General features: G+C 49.8%; 17 protein-coding genes. 10 read left to right on the forward strand and 7 right to left on the reverse strand.

Annotation, left to right across the window (positions count from 1 at the left end; translation table 11 throughout):
- Positions 1-4: 4 nt before the first annotated feature.
- Both NT073_RS22270 and NT073_RS22275 read right to left on the reverse strand, forming a co-directional pair.
- Positions 5-1111 (reverse strand): serine hydrolase domain-containing protein, encoded by a 1107-nt coding sequence (locus NT073_RS22270; RefSeq protein ID WP_297377839.1) that lies wholly within the window; start codon positions 1109-1111, stop codon positions 5-7.
- 60 nt (positions 1112-1171) lie between these two features.
- A complete protein-coding gene (locus NT073_RS22275) occupies positions 1172-3112 on the reverse strand; it encodes a histidinol-phosphatase (RefSeq protein ID WP_297377841.1) in 1941 nt (646 codons plus the stop codon).
- A 96-nt stretch (positions 3113-3208) separates the two neighbouring features.
- Between NT073_RS22275 and NT073_RS22280 the strand changes: the two genes are divergently transcribed.
- From NT073_RS22280 to NT073_RS22295, 4 genes are all read left to right on the forward strand, one after another.
- Complete coding sequence (locus NT073_RS22280; RefSeq protein WP_297377843.1) at positions 3209-4006, forward strand: HipA family kinase; 798 nt, start codon at positions 3209-3211, stop codon at positions 4004-4006.
- The gene (locus NT073_RS22285; RefSeq protein WP_297378372.1) at positions 3993-4367 is read left to right on the forward strand and encodes a DUF3037 domain-containing protein; all 375 of its coding nucleotides are present in this window, start codon (positions 3993-3995) and stop codon (positions 4365-4367) included. Before NT073_RS22280 ends, NT073_RS22285 begins: the two co-directional genes overlap by 14 nt.
- A gap of 121 nt (positions 4368-4488) precedes the next feature.
- Positions 4489-5784, forward strand: a complete 1296-nt coding sequence (locus NT073_RS22290) for a serine hydrolase (RefSeq protein ID WP_297377845.1) — start codon at positions 4489-4491, stop codon at positions 5782-5784.
- A gap of 57 nt (positions 5785-5841) precedes the next feature.
- Entirely contained in the window at positions 5842-7185 is a 1344-nt protein-coding gene (locus NT073_RS22295) for a serine hydrolase domain-containing protein (RefSeq protein ID WP_297377847.1), read from the forward strand.
- 83 nt (positions 7186-7268) lie between these two features.
- On the opposite strand, the gene NT073_RS22300 is transcribed toward NT073_RS22295, so the two are convergent.
- Positions 7269-7709: a hypothetical protein gene (locus tag NT073_RS22300; protein ID WP_297377849.1), complete on the reverse strand. Its 441-nt coding sequence runs from the start codon at positions 7707-7709 to the stop codon at positions 7269-7271.
- 211 nt (positions 7710-7920) lie between these two features.
- Here NT073_RS22300 and NT073_RS22305 point away from each other — a divergent pair, with 211 nt between their 5' ends.
- From NT073_RS22305 to nspC, 5 genes are all read left to right on the forward strand, one after another.
- Positions 7921-9138: a saccharopine dehydrogenase family protein gene (locus tag NT073_RS22305; protein WP_297377851.1), complete on the forward strand. Its 1218-nt coding sequence runs from the start codon at positions 7921-7923 to the stop codon at positions 9136-9138.
- Positions 9139-9239: 101 nt separating this feature from the next.
- On the forward strand, positions 9240-10016 hold the full coding sequence (locus NT073_RS22310; RefSeq protein WP_297377853.1) for a hypothetical protein: 777 nt from the start codon (positions 9240-9242) through the stop codon (positions 10014-10016).
- 61 nt (positions 10017-10077) lie between these two features.
- Entirely contained in the window at positions 10078-10908 is an 831-nt protein-coding gene (locus NT073_RS22315) for an energy transducer TonB (RefSeq protein ID WP_297377855.1), read from the forward strand.
- Positions 10909-10970: 62 nt separating this feature from the next.
- Positions 10971-11423, forward strand: coding sequence for an energy transducer TonB (locus NT073_RS22320; RefSeq protein WP_297377857.1), 453 nt, complete (start codon positions 10971-10973; stop codon positions 11421-11423).
- 189 nt (positions 11424-11612) lie between these two features.
- Entirely contained in the window at positions 11613-12773 is a 1161-nt protein-coding gene (gene nspC, locus NT073_RS22325) for a carboxynorspermidine decarboxylase (protein ID WP_297377859.1), read from the forward strand.
- 166 nt (positions 12774-12939) lie between these two features.
- Here nspC and NT073_RS22330 read toward each other — a convergent pair whose 3' ends face one another.
- Both NT073_RS22330 and NT073_RS22335 read right to left on the reverse strand, forming a co-directional pair.
- Positions 12940-13920: a UDP-glucuronic acid decarboxylase family protein gene (locus tag NT073_RS22330; protein ID WP_297377861.1), complete on the reverse strand. Its 981-nt coding sequence runs from the start codon at positions 13918-13920 to the stop codon at positions 12940-12942.
- Positions 13921-14018: 98 nt separating this feature from the next.
- Positions 14019-15350: a UDP-glucose/GDP-mannose dehydrogenase family protein gene (locus NT073_RS22335; RefSeq protein ID WP_297377863.1), complete on the reverse strand. Its 1332-nt coding sequence runs from the start codon at positions 15348-15350 to the stop codon at positions 14019-14021.
- Positions 15351-15715: 365 nt separating this feature from the next.
- Between NT073_RS22335 and NT073_RS22340 the strand changes: the two genes are divergently transcribed.
- Positions 15716-16876: an acyl-CoA dehydrogenase family protein gene (locus tag NT073_RS22340; protein WP_297377865.1), complete on the forward strand. Its 1161-nt coding sequence runs from the start codon at positions 15716-15718 to the stop codon at positions 16874-16876.
- Positions 16877-17181: 305 nt separating this feature from the next.
- On the opposite strand, the gene NT073_RS22345 is transcribed toward NT073_RS22340, so the two are convergent.
- Together NT073_RS22345 and pgeF are read right to left on the reverse strand one after the other, a co-directional pair.
- A complete protein-coding gene (locus NT073_RS22345; protein WP_012928057.1) occupies positions 17182-17424 on the reverse strand; it encodes a GlsB/YeaQ/YmgE family stress response membrane protein in 243 nt (80 codons plus the stop codon).
- A gap of 69 nt (positions 17425-17493) precedes the next feature.
- Entirely contained in the window at positions 17494-18240 is a 747-nt protein-coding gene (gene pgeF, locus NT073_RS22350; protein ID WP_297377869.1) for a peptidoglycan editing factor PgeF, read from the reverse strand.
- Positions 18241-18252 lie beyond the last annotated feature (12 nt).

An 18252-nucleotide genomic window follows, 5' to 3' on the forward strand; every position in this document is an offset into this window, starting at 1 on the left:
TATCCTACTTCTCAACCAGCGCCTGTAGCGCTTTAATAATGTCGGCCTTTTTCTCGTGGGCATTGTTACAAAGCACGATAATCGTTTTGTCGGCGTCGATGTAGCGCATGATCTGGGTTTTGTAGCCGGGGTTATCGCCGTCGTGCCAGACAAGACGGCCCAGTTTCGGACTTTGCGACAACTCCCACCCGAAGCCGTATGAGGATAGTGAGCCATCATTGAGTTTAGCCGGGGTAAAGGCGTCTCTCAACGTTTGCTGACTAACAAGTTTATCGGAATAGAGTGCGCGGTCCCACTTCAGCAAATCTTCGGCGGTAGAACTGATACGACCGGGCCCCTTGCGGTCGCCCAGCCAGATGGCGTAATTGAATTCGGGGAAGGAATCAGCCTGAACGTAGCGTTTCTTCTCGGGCACATAAATATGCCCCCAAGCCACGTCAGGTAGTTTTAGCTTTGCCGCTTTGGTACGAATGTCGGTATGCGTCATGCCAAGGGGGTTAAACATACGCGTCCGGCAGAAGCTAATAAAATCCTGTCCGGATGCCCGTTCAGCAATGCTCGCCAGCAGCATATAGCCTGTATTGCTATATGTGTATTTGGCACCGGGCTCAAACAGTTTTGCAGGATGATACTTGATCAGATAGGAAATATTATCGGCGTTGTTAGCCACTTTGCTCTTGTCCCAGTGCTTGTCCATCACATCCTGATAATCGGGCAGGCCGGAAGTATGATTGAGCAGATGCCGGATGGTAATACCCGGATACGGCAGCCCAGAAATGTATTTATCAATCCGGTCATCGTACGCCAGTTTCCCCCCCTGCTTCAGCATCATGATTGTCATGGCCGTAAACTGTTTCGAGACCGAGGCCAGTTCAAAAACAGATGATGTGGTCAACGGATCTTTTGTCTCGAATTGTTTGTAGCCAAAGGCTTTTTCGTAAACTGGCTTGCCTTTATCGGCGATGAGCACTACACCACTAAAGTCAGGTATGCTGGCAAAGAGCTTATCAACGTCAGGGCCGATTGATTTTGATAAACTACCTTGGGCGTTGGCGTTAACATGCAGAAACAAGGCAGTTAGGAGTAACGAGGCAATTAAGGTGACTTTCATGAAGGAGTAGGTTGTATGATAAAGTTAAATCAATAAGTTGTTCTATACTCTGCAATCGACTTATTTACGATCGGCCGCCTTTAGTAGGAAATCCCGGACCAGCACTTGTTGGTCGGTACCGATAAAATCGACGCCTGCTTCGCGGAGCTTTGCCCAGACGAGCGGATCTTCGGGACTCGCCCAGAATCGTAGCTTTTTCCCTTCGGCATGTACTTTACCAACCAGCTGACGTAATCGTTGAAATTCCTCAGCGGGCATATTGCCTTTCCCGCGCCAGCTTAATTGATGTTGGTACTCATCGCTGATATACGGCATCACCGCCGGAGAATAGCCCTTTCCCAAATCATCAGGACGCCCGTCGACTGAAACCAAACGTCCTTTTGCTTTGGCAATTGACTCAACCGACCGATTACCCGACAGAACAACGGAGACAACACCCGATTTACCTTTAGCCCCCGTAGTCAGTAACGAGCGGTATCGTTGCAGCAGCTTCGTCAGTGCCTGATACGTGCTGTCGGCGTTGGTTTTGGCGTCGATCATCAGGTAAAACGGGCCTTTATACGTTGGGAACACCTGGCCGCCATTTTTCCGGATTCGCTCGGCCAGCGGTTTGAGGTACAGGTTTTCGAGCGTAGCCGCCGGATTTTTGATAGTTGGCCGGTCGTGCGCTACATACAAAGTGTCGTCGATCAGATGTACGTCGGCTTCAACACTGGTGAAGCCGTTATCCAGCGCATCCCAAAGCGGGCGCGACTGTTCGTAATCGTTATGTGCGTGGCCATTGGCAAGTGGGGCCACCCCGGCAAGCTGCTGTGGTACAATGGTTTGGGCAATAGGCTGTGTCCAGGCCGTTTCAACATCCCCAGGCATAAAGGGGTTATACTTGGGCTTGCTGGAAATGACCTTCGCCCGAAGCAATAATAAGTCATCCGTCAGCGCATAAGTAGCGGCTGTATCGGCAACGTCACGGAGCAATTCGGCCTGTATACTACCTTTTCTGACACCGAAAAACTGAATGCGGTACGTCACATCTGGCTCGGTTTTGACCCGCACCACGAGCTTGCTTCCAGCCTGCGGCAATTGCTTTAGCGTAACCCCCGAGGTAGCGTAGAAACGCCCGGTCTCCATAGACTCAATTAGTGCCCTTGGTGTTAGTTCGGGCGCATCGACCATGACCCAGCTCCGGCCCGAATTGCTGAACGAAGGGCCGAAAAAGTAATAATTGTGGCTATCATCCGTACCTAGGCCGTACATCAGTGGACGAGCCTGCTGCAGGAAATGTAGGTTTATTTTATCCCACATGGCCTCGGTGCCTTCGTGGGTGCTGTCGCCGTAATTATTGACCAGATGATGCCCGTTAAAGACTTCAAAAAAGCGTTCGTACCGGAGCTGCATCAGGTCTTCGGCTTTGATGGCGTAGTAAAAGTTGGGGTGGTTGATATGCGGAAACATGGGCTGGCCCGTTTGCCGACGCTGCGCCACAACCATGTCGATGTTGTTTTGCATGACATCAGCCACGCTGTTGCCGGGCAACGGGCGAATCAGGTTCTTCACATTGGTGACGTTCATGTGAATGGGCTTGCCCTGATAGCCGGTCGATACTTCTTCACTCTTTATGATTAGAAACTTACCCGGTTCTTCAAAATAATTCCGATACTCATCCAGTTTTTTAAGCCGGACACTCAGCGAGTCGTTTTGTCCTTTTCGGTACGTCACCCAATCCGGCCCAAACGTGCGCAGATACCGGTCGAACGTTCGGCGTCGATCCGGCTGCCGAGGCACATTTACCCATTTATCAACGTCCTGCAAAATATTATGATCCGACAGACCAACAAACTGATAACCATTGGATTTATACCAGTCCATAATCATTTCGGGGTAGTCGTCGCCATCGCTCCAGAGCGAGTGGGTGTGCAGGTTGCCTTTATACCAGTGCTGCGCCTGTGTGATGGAGACAGCCAGCAGGACTAGTACGACGCTGAAACAGGCGTTTTTCTTCATGAGCGGGGTAAGGTGGGTAGGGATTTAGCCCGAATGTAGCAAAACTACCGAATGCCCCATACTTTTATGCCTTCGAACACCGATCCTTAACGTATTGTGCCTACTCATCAACCTGAACTCCGAACCGTTAACGTAACGCGCTACGCCAAACCCCTGCGGGAAGGCGGCTCGTTGCCCGCCCTGGTCGAGGCCGACGACGATTTCCTGTACGTACTCAAGTTTCGCGGGGCCGGTCAGGGAACCAAAGCCCTCATTGCGGAACTGGTAGCGGGTGAAATTGCCCGCGCCCTCGGCCTGCGTATTCCCGAAATCGTCTTTGCCACCCTCGATGAAGCCTTTGGCCGCACCGAGCCTGACGAAGAAATCCAGGACCTGCTCCGCGCCAGTGAGGGACTCAATCTGGCGCTTCATTACCTGTCCGGCTCCATTACTTTCGATGCCATCGTGAACACGGTCGATGCGAAACTGGCCTCGCAGATTGTGTGGCTGGACTGCTTCATAACGAACGTTGACCGCACCGCCCGCAATACCAATATGCTGATCTGGCATAAGGAGCTCTGGCTGATCGACCACGGCGCGGCTCTTTATTTTCACCATAACTGGGACAACTGGGAAGCCCAGAGCCAGCGGCCGTTTGTGCAGGTCAAAGACCACGTACTGCTGCCCCGCGCGTCAGAATTAGCCACCGTCGACGCCGAATACCGGGCCATGCTCACGCCCGAACTATTGCGAAACATCGTCGCGCTGATTCCGGACGATTGGCTGATAAACCCATCCGTTCTGGAATCCCCGGACGAGCAACGGGAGGTGTATGCCCGGTTTTTAGAGACCCGACTCACCTCGTCAGAAATTTTTGTCAACGCAGCCATCGAAGCCCGACATGCACTTGTTTGAGTATGCCGTTATCCGCGTCATGCCGCGCGTTGAACGGGAAGAATTTATAAATGTGGGCGTCATTGTCTATTGCCGCTCGCTGGGTTTTCTGAAAACGCTGTACACGCTGAACGAAACCCGGCTGCATGCCTTATCGGCCGATCTGGACATCGACGAAGTTCGCGAACGGATTCAGGCGTTCGAAAAAATCTGTGCGGGTCGGCGGGAAGGCGGCACCATCGGCCAGCTCGGTATCGCCGAGCGTTTCCGCTGGCTTACGGCCACACGAAGCACCATCGTCCAATCGTCGCCGGTACATCCCGGCCTGTGTACCGACGCGGGCGAAACCCTGACGAAGCTGTTTGAACAGTTGGTTTTGTAGTTTTATGTACCGCGGGTCTTCAGCCCGCGCAACTGCTGGGCTTGTATTTTCAATTCTTAACTTTAGCCTAACGGCTGCGCGGGCTAAAGACCCACGGTACAAAAGCGGCACATTTAATGCCATGCACCCATTCACAAAACTTTACTTCTGGCTGTTTTTAGGCGTAAGCACAACCGGCTTCGCCCAGCCACGAACCGACTCGTTTCTGAAAAACCTACTCGCTACGAACCAGCATCCTGTTTTTAAGAAAGTTATGCAGCACCCGGACGACTACCGGCTGCAAATCATCTACACAAAGATTGACCGGGATAAAGACAATAAACCTTCGTTTACCAACTACTGCTTCCGGGTCGACAGTACCGAATATTTCAACCCGGCCTCGACGGTGAAGCTGCCACTGGCCTTACTGTCGCTGGAAAAGCTGAACAACCTCAGAAACCTGAAACTGACAAAGTTTACGGCTATGCAGTTCGACAGTTCGTATAGCGGCCAGACGAAAGAATGGACGGACAAAACGGCGCAAAGCGGGTATCCTTCCATCGCCCATCTTATCAGGAAAGCCTTTCTGGTGAGTGAAAATGACCCGTATAGCCGGATGTATGAGTTTGTGGGGCAGGGCGAGATCAACCGGTCGCTTCATGCAAAGGGCTACCTGGACACCCGCATCACGCACCGGTTTGTCCGGATGACGGCCGAGGAGAACCGGCATACAAATGCCGTTCGGTTCATTGATGAATCGGGAAAGCTGATATACAGTCAACCGGCAGCGTACAATCAGGACCCGTTCGATTTTTCGAGAACGGCCCGACTCGGTAAAGGCTATTACGTGAAAGACAGTCTGGTGCGTGAGCCGTTCAACTTTACCGAGCGTAATAAATTCCCGCTCGAAAGCTTTCAGCAGGTGCTGCAGTCGGTTATGTTCCCAACCTCTGTTCCGGCCAGAAAGCGATTTAATTTAACCCCTGACGATTACCGGTTTCTGCATCAATACCTGTCACAACTTCCCGGCGAAACCAACTACCCGAAGTACGACGCCAGCCAGTATTACGATACCTATGTAAAGTTCTTTTTCATGGATAGTCTGCATCATCAGTTGCCTAAAGGGGTGCGGGTATTCAACAAAGTGGGCTGGGCCTACGGGTTTCTGACGGATGCCTCGTACGTCGTTGACTTCGCCAACAAGGTCGAATATATGCTGACCGCCACGCTTTACACCAATAGCGACGGCATTTTGAACGACGACAAATACGACTATGAAAGCATAGGACATCCATTTCTGTATCAACTGGGCCAAACGATTTATCAATACGAGTTAACGCGTAAACGCACACACACGCCAAACCTGAAAGCCTTTGTTATGCCCTACGAAACACGACAGACGGATAGCCGACCGTTGGTGAAGGATGTTGACAATTGAGAGGAGAATTGCGTTATTTAAAGCCAGTAAGCTCCTTAACCTTACCTATTTAGCTATATGACATTTCTTTCCAAACTCAGGGCAACAGTATTGCTGTTTGCCTTCACCGCCGTTTCGCTGTATGCACAGACCGGTACCAAGCAAACGCCCCCGCTACTGGCCGCGGCCAATCCTGAAACGGTAGGCTTTTCGTCAGAACGACTCAACCGCATCGACGGGCTTATTCAATCGTATATCGACAAAAAGGCATTTCCCGGCGTAACCGCTATTGTGGTGCGAAACGGTAAGATCGTTTACCACAAAGCGTTCGGCACCTCCGATCTCGATAACAATAAACCGCTGGCGAAAGATGCGATCTACCGGATTGCCTCCATGACCAAAGCCATTACGTCGCTGGCCGTTATGATGCTTCATGAAGAGGGCAAAATCATGCTCGATGACCCCATCAGCAACTACATTCCTGAATTTAGCAAGCCGGTCGTGCTCGACAAATTCAACGATAAAGACAGTACTTACACCACCATTCCGGCCAAGCGGGAAATCACCATCCGACATTTGCTCACTCACATGTCGGGGCTCAATTACAACGTCATTGCCAGCGACCCGCACATGCGGGCCATTTATACCAAAGCCGGCATTGTGGATGCCTTCACGACCCAGAACATAAAAATTGGCGATGCCGTCAGAAAACTGGCGAAGCTCCCCCTCAATCACCAACCGGGTGAAAAATGGACGTATGGCCTGAGTATTGATGTGTTAGGCGCTTTGGTAGAGGTCGTGTCGGGGATGCCGCTGGACCAGTTTTTTCAGAAACGCATTTTCGAGCCTCTGGGCATGAAAGACACCTATTTCTACTTGCCCGATTCAAAAAGAGACCGTCTGGTAGCGTTGTACTCGGAAGGTAAAGACAAGAAGCTGGTCAAAACGGCTACCCTAAAGAGCCTGCCTACCGATCCTGATTTCCCGATTGTAGGGGCAAAAGCGTATTTCTCGGGTGGTGGCGGCTTATCAAGTACGGCCTATGACTACGCCATCTTTTTGCAAATGCTGTTGAACAACGGGGTATATAACGGCAAGCGTTTCCTCAGCCGTAAGGGCGTCGAACTATTCACCAATTCGAACCAGACCGGCACCCTTTTTCCCGATCCGAACAGCTATTTCAGTCTGGGTTTTGCCGTCACGAACGAAAAGGGGCACACGCAGGATTTGAGCAGCGTAGGTACATTCTCCTGGGGTGGCGCTTTCAGCACCGATTACTTTGCCGATCCTAAAGAAAAACTCTGCGCCGTCCTGATGAAACAAATGTGGGGAACAAGCTACGGCGGTGAACTCGACAACAAATTCAGCCTGATGATCTATCAGGCGCTGGACGATCAGGAGGTAGTCGAACCCGGCAATTAACGCGATCTATTACGAAAAAAGCCAGCGGGCCAAGCTAATAGTTAGCTTGGCCCGCTGGCTTTTAAACATTATCTAGTCGTTTATTATCGCTCAGGATACGTTTCAACCTGTCCCGACAACTCCTGTATAGCTTCCTGTAACTGACTGCGACTCAAAACAATATCCATTTCCAGCGGAAAATCGGGGTAGTTGTGCCAAGAGGGCGTCAAGTCATGCCCTAGTTGAATCTGGAGTCTATATTTATCATCGGGCAGTGCTTTGGCGTCCATGCTTAAGCCGGGCTCTGAGAACCGAAGGGCCACATGACTGCTGGCCCTGTTCCATAACGAACGCAGTCCGATCAGCATACGCTTAACTTCCCAAGTCTGTAACGGTGCCGATTGCGTATCTGTCTTTTGTCGCCAGAAAGTCGACAGCCGACACTGGAGCCGATTACGGTCGCGCCAGCTACTTGTAGCATTACCATATCCCAGAATAGCGAATTCAAAGGAGTCGAGTGAGTTGGAAGACGATACGAATTTCATAGCACGTTTAGTTAGGGAGTTGACTTATTGTCTACTTAACAAATATACTATATATGTTGTTTAATTATCAATGCTTTAGCTAATCAGAAATTTATCCTATCCAACGGGAAAGTAGGGCATCATACTAAGTTCATAAATCACAAACACCTCGGGTTAGTCACTTTCCTTATCTTTGCGCCCGAAAGAATATACAAACTAATCATTCAGATAGATGGCAAACGTGCTCATTATTGGAGCCGGTGGAGTTGGCAGCGTTGTGGCGCACAAATGCGCAATGAACAGCGATGTCTTCACAACGATTATGCTGGCTAGCCGCACCAAATCAAAGTGCGACCGTATTGCGGCCGAAATTCAGGAAATGCACGGCGTAAGCATTCAGACGGCTCAGGTCGATGCCGATGTGGTATCCGAAATGGTCGAGCTTATCCGGTCGTTTAAGCCCGTACTGGTCATCAACGTGGCCCTCCCCTACCAGGACCTTCCAATTATGGATGCCTGCCTCGAAGCCGGTGTACACTATATGGACACCGCAAACTACGAACCCAAAGACGTTGCCAAGTTTGAGTATAGCTGGCAGTGGGCCTATAAAGAACGCTTTGAACAGGCGGGCTTGATGGCATTGCTGGGCTGCGGCTTCGATCCGGGCGCTACGCAGGTGTTTACGGCCTATGCCAACAAGCACTATTTCGACCGGATGGACTACCTCGACATCATCGACTGCAACGCGGGCAACCACGGCAAAGCGTTCGCCACCAACTTCAACCCGGAAATCAATATTCGCGAAATCACGCAGCCCGGCCGCTACTGGGAAAATGGCGAATGGGTCGAGATTCCGGCCATGAGCATTCACAAGCCCATCGACTACCCCGAAATCGGCGAGCGCGAATCGTATATTCTCTATCACGAAGAATTGGAATCGCTGGTCAAGAATTTCCCGACCCTCAAGCGGGCCCGTTTCTGGATGACCTTCGGGCAGGCTTACCTGACCCACCTCGAAGTACTTCAGAACGTGGGTATGACGCGCATCGATAAAGTAAAATTCCAGGGTATGGATGTTATTCCCCTCGAATTCCTGAAAGCCGTACTGCCCGCTCCCGATTCTCTAGGCGAAAATTACACCGGCCAAACCAGCATTGGCTGCCAGATCAAAGGCGTGAAAGATGGCGAAGATATTACCTGCTACATCTGGAACAACTGCGACCATGCTGAAACCTACCGTGAAGTGCGCGGCCAGGCCGTAAGCTATACTACGGGTGTTCCGGCCATGATCGGCGCTATGCTCATGCTGACAGGCGTCTGGATGAAACCCGGTGTCTGGAACTGCGAAGAACTCGACCCCGATCCATTTATCGAGCAGATGAACAAGCAGGGACTCCCCGTGCAGGAGCGTGTGAACATTCCATTGCCGCACGAATATCCAGAAGCCTGATCATACGCTTATAATTTCTTAAAACGAGTATCCCGTTCATCGTAGATGGCGGGATTTTTCGTTATTTAGGCAATCGGCATTATCCACTTATCGTTCACCCTATGAAAACCCTGCTACTAACTGCCTTAGCTCTTCTTTCGCTCACGATTACCCAGGCGCAGACCCGCGATTCAACCAAAACAAAAGCCACCCAGCAGGCTAATCCCAACGATCGGCGCAATGGGTTCGAAACCTATCAGTCTACCAACCAGATTATTGGACAGGGGCCAAATGGCATGATCAACACCATCGACCATCGCTATGAAGGACTACGTGGAACGCCTTATTTTCTGCCCGACTGGAATAAAGGGCAGATTGAGATGACCGCCGGGCAGAACTATACCAATGTGCCAATTAAGTTCAACGCTTACCAGCAACAGTTAATGCTTTTACGGACTTGGGCCGGAAGTGACTCCATCATTGTTGAGCCGAGCCTGGTAAAGCGATTCACGTTGAAAAACAACGAAGGTCAGACTTACCTCTTCGAACGGCTTCCCAATGCAAAAACCAGCGATCAGGTGATCAAGGATGGGTACTTTCTGGTGCTTTATGAAGGCAAAACCGTACTCCTCAAGCGGATAGCTAAAACGTTTAAACCCGCCGACTACAAGAACCCGTACTCGAACGATGTTCGATACGATGCTTTTCGGGATGCTTTCTCGTATTACCTGCTCAAGCCGGACCAGACACTTACTAAAGTCAAACTCTCCGATAAGTCCATTATCGACGCCCTCGGCGATAAAAAAGATGAGTTGAAAGCCTTTGTCAAGCAGGAAAATTTGTACTTCAAGACGGATAATGACGCCATTACTCTGGTAAAAAAATACGACAGCCTGTAAGCCTTGTGTGGAATTTGGCGGGCGAAACCATCCAGGTGGTACAAACCAAATCAGCAACGCCATGCATCCAGCCACCGCTTCCGAAGCCGTTCTGTTAACCTACGACGATATTATTTTCCAGGCTCGCAACCGGGCCTATGGCGCTTTTGACCTCCGTAACCAATACCGACCGACACTCAGCCGCGCATTAGGGCTGGGCGTCGGTCTGTTTTTAAGTGCATTAGCGGCTCCTACCCTCTACGCCCGACTCTGGCCCCATGAATCCATCACGTTAGACCAGTCCATGAGCGAAGTGACGCTGACAAAATTGACGGAACCACCCGTCGAGAAACCCATCGTCATCCCCCCCGCCGAAACCGCTCCGGCCGTTAACACTGTGCGAAATCTGCCACTGGTCGTTATGCCCGAGGCCGATGTGGTGGAAGAAACGTTGCCGCCTACTACAGACGAATTGAAAGACGCCACCTCCGGCACGCAAACGGCCGAAGGTACGGGCGATATTGACATTATCGCAGCACCCGAAGCCTCGGCTCCCACGGTGGTCGAGAAAGCGCTGGAAACCGAGCCGAAGACGGAAGCCCCGTTTCTTACCGTCGAGCAACAGCCGGAGTATCCGGGTGGTATGGAGGCTTTACGAGCGTTTCTGGGCAAGAATCTGAACTACCCCCGCCCGGCAGCCTCGGCGGGTGTGTCGGGCCGGGTCTATGTCAGTTTTGTGGTCAATACAGACGGCAGCCTAACCGATTTGACCATACTGAAAGGGATTGGCTTTGGCTGCGACGAAGAGGCTCTGCGGGTTATGCGCAAGATGCCCAACTGGCGGGCGGGCAAACAGTCGGGCCGGGCTGTTCGGGTAAAGTATAATCTGCCCATTTCCTTCACACTCGAATAACGGCAGTATGGAAAATCAGGATGTCCTGCATCCTGTGACTACACAAACCATTAATAGCCGTTATGCCCCTGTTTCGTACCCTTCACCTACCGACGTTCATCCGGCTGGCTGGCCTGAGCGTCGGTATTTTTATGACAACGTTCAGTCTTGCCCAGCGCCCTCCAAAACTCGACGACCCTACGGTCTTTACCGTCGTGGAGAAACAACCTGAATTTCCGGGTGGTATGAGTGCCTTGAGCACCTTCATAAAAACGAATACGACCTACCCGCCCGATGCCCAAAAGGCGGGCATAAAAGGGACGGTTTACCTATCGTTCATCGTTGAACGAGACGGCTCCCGCACCGCCATCACGATTTTGCAGGGTATGGGCTATGGCTGCGATGAGGAAGCCATGCGCGTTGTCAGAATGATGCCCAACTGGTTACCAGGGAGTCAGGACGGCCATCCGTTACGGGTCAAGTACAACCTGCCTATCCGCTTTGGCATACCTGAGCCTGTGCGAAAAATAAAATAAGACTGGAGTTATTGAACAAGGAGATGGTCAATACGAGCTATGCTCAATCATCGACGGCCAGAATAATTCATTTTTCGCCTAAATGAACCGTTAAGACCGGGATTTATAGGGAACAGGGCCACCCACCCTCGCTGCATCAATAAATGCCGTCGAGTTGGGGAGCGGTTTGAAAGACCGTACCTTTGCGGCATGAATACGACTTTGCTTCAACACATCAACGGCAATGCCGAACCCGTTATTCCGTCGCCCTGCTTCGTGCTTGAGGAGGCCAAACTCCGCCGAAACCTTGAACTGATCGATTCTGTACAACGCGCGGCTGGCGTAACCATTATACTGGCTCTGAAAGGCTTTTCGATGTACTCGGCCTTTCCGCTGGTGCGCCAATACCTGAGCGGGGCCACAGCCAGTTCGTTGAACGAAGTCAAGCTCGTAAACGAATACATGGGTGTGCAGGCGCATACCTACATACCGGCCTATCAGGATGCCACCTTCGATGAGGTCGTTAGCCGAAGCAGCCACCTAACGTTTAATTCGTGGAGCCAGTGGGAACGCTTCAAAGACCGGGTAGCGGGTAAGCCCGTTTCGTGCGGCATTCGGGTCAATCCGCAGTATTCGGAAGTAGCCACAGACATGTATAATCCCTGTGTGCCCGGCTCCCGGCTCGGCGCCACCCGCGACCAGCTGCCCGATCAACTGCCCGAAGGATTGGATGGCATTCACTTCCATACGCTCTGCGAGAACGATTCCTTTACCCTCGAACGTACGCTGGAAGCCCTCGAAAGCCGGTTTGATACCCTGCTCCATCAGGCCAAATGGGTAAACTTCGGCGGGGGGCATCTGATGACCCGCGAAGGCTACGATACCAATCACCTGATTGGTTTGCTGACGGCTTTCCGGCAGAAATACAATGTCGATATCATTCTGGAGCCTGGTTCGGCCATTGCCTGGCAAACGGGTGTGCTGGTGTCAACCGTACTTGACGTATTCAACAGCCAGGGAATTGACGTTGCCATTTTGGATACCTCCTTTGCGGCCCACATGCCCGACACGCTCGAAATGCCCTATAAACCGCGAATCATTCATTCGTATCACGAGCCCGTTGCCGGAAAGCCTACCTACAGACTGGGCGGTATGACCTGCCTGGCCGGTGATTTCATGGGCGATTATTCGTTCGACAAACCGCTCGAAGTGGGCGATACCGTTGTGTTCGACGATATGATTCACTATACGATGGTAAAGACCACCACGTTCAACGGCGTAAACTTGCCCGCCATCGGCGTCTGGAAAGAGGATGAATCGTTTCAGGTACTAAAAGCCTTTGGCTACGAAAGCTTTAAGGATCGACTGTAGTTTGTGTAATGTCGGGTGATACACTCAGTATTACTCTACTGTACTATAACAAAAAACCTGCATACGATGCCGTGTGCAGGTTTTTATTAGACAGCTAAAGGTAACCACCTGAGGTAGTTACAGCAAAGTAAAGCTACAACCGTTTTTCCAAACGAAAACCGGTTCTTTAATTTTTTGCAAACTCCCGATGATAGGCCGCCGTGTATAATTCTTCTTCGGGCAAACTCTTAAAGTATTCGTACGTAATACGAAGACCCTCCTCGCGCGACACCTTCGGCTCCCAGTCCAGAATCGCTTTCGCCTTCGTGATGTCGGGCTGGCGTTGTTTCGGATCGTCGACGGGTAAGTCTTTAAGAATTAGCTTCTGTTTGGTGCCTGTAAGCTTGATGATTTCCTCACCAAATTCCTTGATCGTAATCTCCGACGGATTACCGATGTTAACCGGATAGGCGTAGTCACTGAGCAGCAACCGATAAATGCCTTCAACCAGGTCATCGACGTAACAGAATGAACGAGTCTGGCTACCATCTCCAAAAACCGTCAGGTCTTCACCACGCAGTGCCTGACCGATGAATGCGGGCAATACCCGACCGTCATTCAGGCGCATACGCGGGCCATAGGTATTGAAAATCCGGACGATCCGCGTTTCCAGGCCATGATAGGTATGATATGCCATGGTGATCGCTTCCTGAAAACGCTTGGCCTCATCGTACACCCCACGCGGGCCTACAGGGTTTACATTACCCCAGTACTCTTCAGGCTGTGGGTGAACGCTTGGGTCGCCGTACACTTCTGAGGTCGATGCAATCAGTACCCGCGCTCCTTTCACCCGGGCCAGGCCAAGGCAGTTATGAATACCTAAAGACCCCACCTTCAGGGTTTGAATCGGAATTTTGAGGTAATCGATTGGGCTGGCCGGTGAGGCAAAATGCAGAATGTAATCCAGCTCGCCCGGAACGTGAATAAATTTGGATACATCATGGTGATAAAACTCAAAATTGGGCAGATGGAACAGATGCTCAATATTCCGGACATCGCCCGTAATGAGGTTATCCATAGCTATTACATGATACCCTTCTTTAATAAATCGGTCGCAGAGGTGCGAACCTAAAAAGCCGGCTCCTCCGGTGATTAAAACACGTTTCATATGTTATTTTGAGTAGTAGAATACACAAAGAAGCAGCGTTCACAAACTTTGTAAAGTTGTGAACCGCTGCGTTCCTGTGTCTCTATATTTAACTGCATTTAGACTTTTTGCTCGACTGGGGCCATAATTGGTTCACGGCCCACGGAGTAGTACGTATAATTCTGCTCAATCATCTGATCCAGCTCATATACGTTACGACCGTCGAAAATTACTTTATTTTTCAATAAAAGATTCATTTTATCGAAATCAGGCGTGCGGAACAACGGCCACTCAGTAATGATAACCAGCGCATCGGCATCGTCGAGAGCGGCATACTGCGTATGGGCGTACGTTACGGCATTACCGATCTGCTCCCGCACATTGTCCATAGCTTCCGGATCATAAACCGTCACTTTGGCACCTGCATCAATTAACGCTTTAATATTATCCAGGGCGGGAGCCTCACGAATGTCGTCTGTGTAAGGTTTGAAGGCTAATCCCCAGATAGCGATTGTCTTCCCTTTCAAATCTCCGCCAAAATGATTGAGAATCAATGGCATCAGCTTTGTCTTCTGCTCATAGTTGACCTCCATCACCGATTTCAGTACTTTGAAATCGTAGTCGAAATCCTTGGCTGTTTTCGCCAGCGCCTGCACATCTTTCGGGAAGCAGCTACCGCCGTATCCAATACCGGCAAACAAGAATCGTTTACCAATGCGGCTGTCCGTTCCAATACCCCGACGGATGTCGTCTACGTTTGCACCGGCCCGTTCGCAAAGGTTGGCGATTTCGTTCATAAACGTAATTTTGGTAGCCAGGAATGCGTTAGCGGCATACTTGGTCATCTCAGCGGAACGCTCGTCCATGAAAATGACGGGGTTACCCTGCCGTACCAGCGGTGCGTAAAGTCGGTTCATAACGGCCTTAGCCCGGTCCGACTTCGTCCCGATCACAACCCGATCAGGCTTCATGAAATCTTCAACGGCAACACCTTCGCGGAGGAATTCGGGGTTCGAAACGACGTCGAAATCTACCTTGGCATTATCAGCAATGTGCGCGTGTACTTTCTCGGCTGTGCCAACAGGTACGGTGCTCTTGTCAACAATTACCGCGTATTGGCTCAATATTGGACCTAGGTCACTGGCTACTTTCAGAATATATTTCAAATCAGCGGAGCCATCCTCACCCGGAGGAGTTGGCAGGGCTAAAAAGATAACCTCAGCTCCTTTGATTCCTTCTTCCAAATCTGTGGTGAATGTCAAACGACCTTCTTCAACATTCCGGTGAAACAAGGTCTCCAGACCTGGTTCATAAATAGGAACAATCCCGTTATTAAGTTTTCCTACTTTGCGCTCATCAATGTCTACACAGGTAACCTGATTTCCAGTTTCGGCAAAACACGTACCCGTTACAAGTCCTACATATCCGGTTCCAACAACAGCTAGTTTCATATATATAATAAAATAAAAAATTAAATTGACTATTTATACTACTCATTTAAGATAATCAACGCTACAAAAATAGGAGTTTTTTAATAAGCTCCTAGGACCAGTAAATAAAATCCCAGTTCTGGTTAAAACACCATCTCTTGGCTATACCTGAAAAAACTTTATTGAAATCAACCAATGCAAAAATACCAAATCAGCATATATAAACAAATAAAGTTTACTATTTCATAAATTCAACAACTAAAAACTTATTGTATGCCCTTTTACAACTAACAAAAAGCGTTAAGTAAACCCTAATTTCAGACTTGTACTTATCTTAGAAATTTCTTAACTTTCTTGCCAATCAACAACTAAAGAAGCCCAACTTTATGACAAATGAAATTGTAGAAAACAAAGAATTAATTGCTCAGTCAGTTCGAAAATTTAGTGAACGGTTTATTCAGCCTAATATCCGGCAATGGGATGATAGTCAATACTTTCCATCTGAGTTGTTTCGGGAGCTGGGAAATCAGGGATTAATGGGCATGCTGGTCCCGGACTATTATGGTGGGTCAGGCCTGGGGTATCAGGAATATGTGACAGCTATAGTTGAGCTTTCGCGGGTTGACGGTTCCATCGGCTTATCGATGGCGGCTCATAATTCACTTTGTACGAACCACATTCTCTTATTTGGTAACGATGCTCAGAAAAGTGCTTATCTCCCACGACTAGCAACGGGCGAATGGCTTGGAGCGTGGGGACTTACGGAACCCAATACTGGGTCCGACGCGGGCAACATGCGAACAACCGCACACCGGGATGGAGATGACTGGGTATTGAACGGAGCAAAAAACTTCATCACCCACGGCATAAGTGGTCATGTGGCCGTGGTGATTGCCCGCACAGGTGAGCCTAATACGCCACACAATGCCACGGCATTTATTGTAGAAAGGGGAACGCCGGGATTTACAGGCGGACGAAAAGAGGACAAACTCGGTATGCGGGCCTCAGAAACGGCGGAAATGATTTTTCAGGAATGCCGGATTTCTGACAGCCAACGGCTCGGCACCGTCGGTGATGGTTTCATTCAATCCCTCAAAGTACTTGATGGAGGCCGCATTTCAATAGCAGCGCTAAGTCTTGGTATTGCTTACGGAGCTTATGATGCTGCTGTAGCCTACGCGAAAGAACGTGAACAATTTGGTCAGCCGATCGCTAATTTTCAGGGCATAAGCTTTAAACTGGCAGATATGGCCACCGCTATCGAAGCCGCTAAACTCCTGACTTATCAGGCAGCTGCCCTGAAAGATGCCGGGGAGCCGGTTACTAAAGAATCGGCAATGGCAAAATTATTTGCTTCCGAAACAGCGGTTAGCGTTGCCAACGATGCCGTTCAGATTTTTGGTGGCTATGGATATACAAAAGATTACCCCGTTGAGAAATTTTACCGCGACGCAAAACTGTGTACCATTGGAGAAGGGACCAGCGAAATTCAAAAACTGGTTATCTCAAGGCATATCCTGACAGGGATTTCAACCAGATCAAAATGATTTTCAAGATTAATGCAGTAACAAGATTAATGCAGTAAATAAAATCTGATTTTAGTCTTGGGGACGACAAGTCCTATCGCCTTATTCTCAGATGATTTTAACTGATTTTCTGGACTAATGTGATAAAACAAATCCCGATCAGCTAGGCTGATCGGGATTTGTTTTACTGATTTTTGGCATTAGCGAGCAGTACTGCTCGCTAATCTAAATTGGATTGGAGTGATTTTCGGGATTAGTATGACAAGTGCACAACCGTGAGCAATCATGCTTAATCCTTTAAATTTTACTAAAATACCGGTTCTGATTTACACCGTACGACGCGAGCCTTTTATTAAGGCGGCAATACCAAGGATGATAACAGCACCGACAAAAGCGGTCAGGATCTGATCGACGATACCACCATCCCGACCGAATATCCAACCACCTACAAATCCACCGGCAATACCCAGCAGGATTTCAGCGAAAAGCGAAAACGAAAACCGTTTAAAAACAAGGTCAGCGAGCCAGCCGGCTACTGCACCTACCAGAATTGATACTAAGATTCCCATGACGTTTGAGTGTTGAGTACTAATAATGTGATAAAAACAGATACATAACTTAGCTCAACTCCGTATTGTTTATTGTTTTATACCAATTACAGCTAACATTCGTCCAGTATGTCCGCCTTCTGCCCGATACGAGAAATAGAGGTCATTATTCAGCACCGTAGAGAAGGAGGAAATACTTATCTGGTTTACAGGAATTCCGAAGTCGGTCAGTAGCCGAAAATTGGCTGCTTTTAAATCAATATAGCTTTTTCCACTGCTATGGTCTGCCCGTTTAAAAGCTGGCAAAAACTGCTCGGCCACTTCGGGACCAACCTCAAAGGCGCATTCATCAATGCAGGTTCCTACATAGCCATAACAGTCTTCGGGTAAAGTACCATACTGGTTCTGCATAGCCAGCAGCGTTTGAGTGACAATACCACCTACGGTACCGCGCCAGCCCGCATGAACCGCCCCAACAGCCTGATGCCGATGGTCATACAGCAAAATCGGTACGCAGTCGGCTACGGTTACGCCGATGAGCAAATTAGGCTGGTTGGTAATCAGCGCATCATAGCCATCAAAACGACCCGGCTCAGTTGTGTGTAGAACGGCTGTGCTATGGATCTGATGCGACGATGCAAATTGAAATGAACCGGCGCCAATGTCCGAAAAGAAGCGACGGCGGTTCTCATCGACATTGGCAACCTCGTCGGCGGTATTGATACCCAGATTGAGCGATGAAAATGGTACCGGGCTAACGCCCCCAACCCGGGTGCTTTCGGCGGCAATCAGGGTAGTGAATGAAGAAAATATAGCTGGACAATAGTACGATTTCATAAAATCAGGACG

The organism is Spirosoma sp., assembly GCF_026391055.1.
GTDB lineage: Bacteria > Bacteroidota > Bacteroidia > Cytophagales > Spirosomataceae > Spirosoma.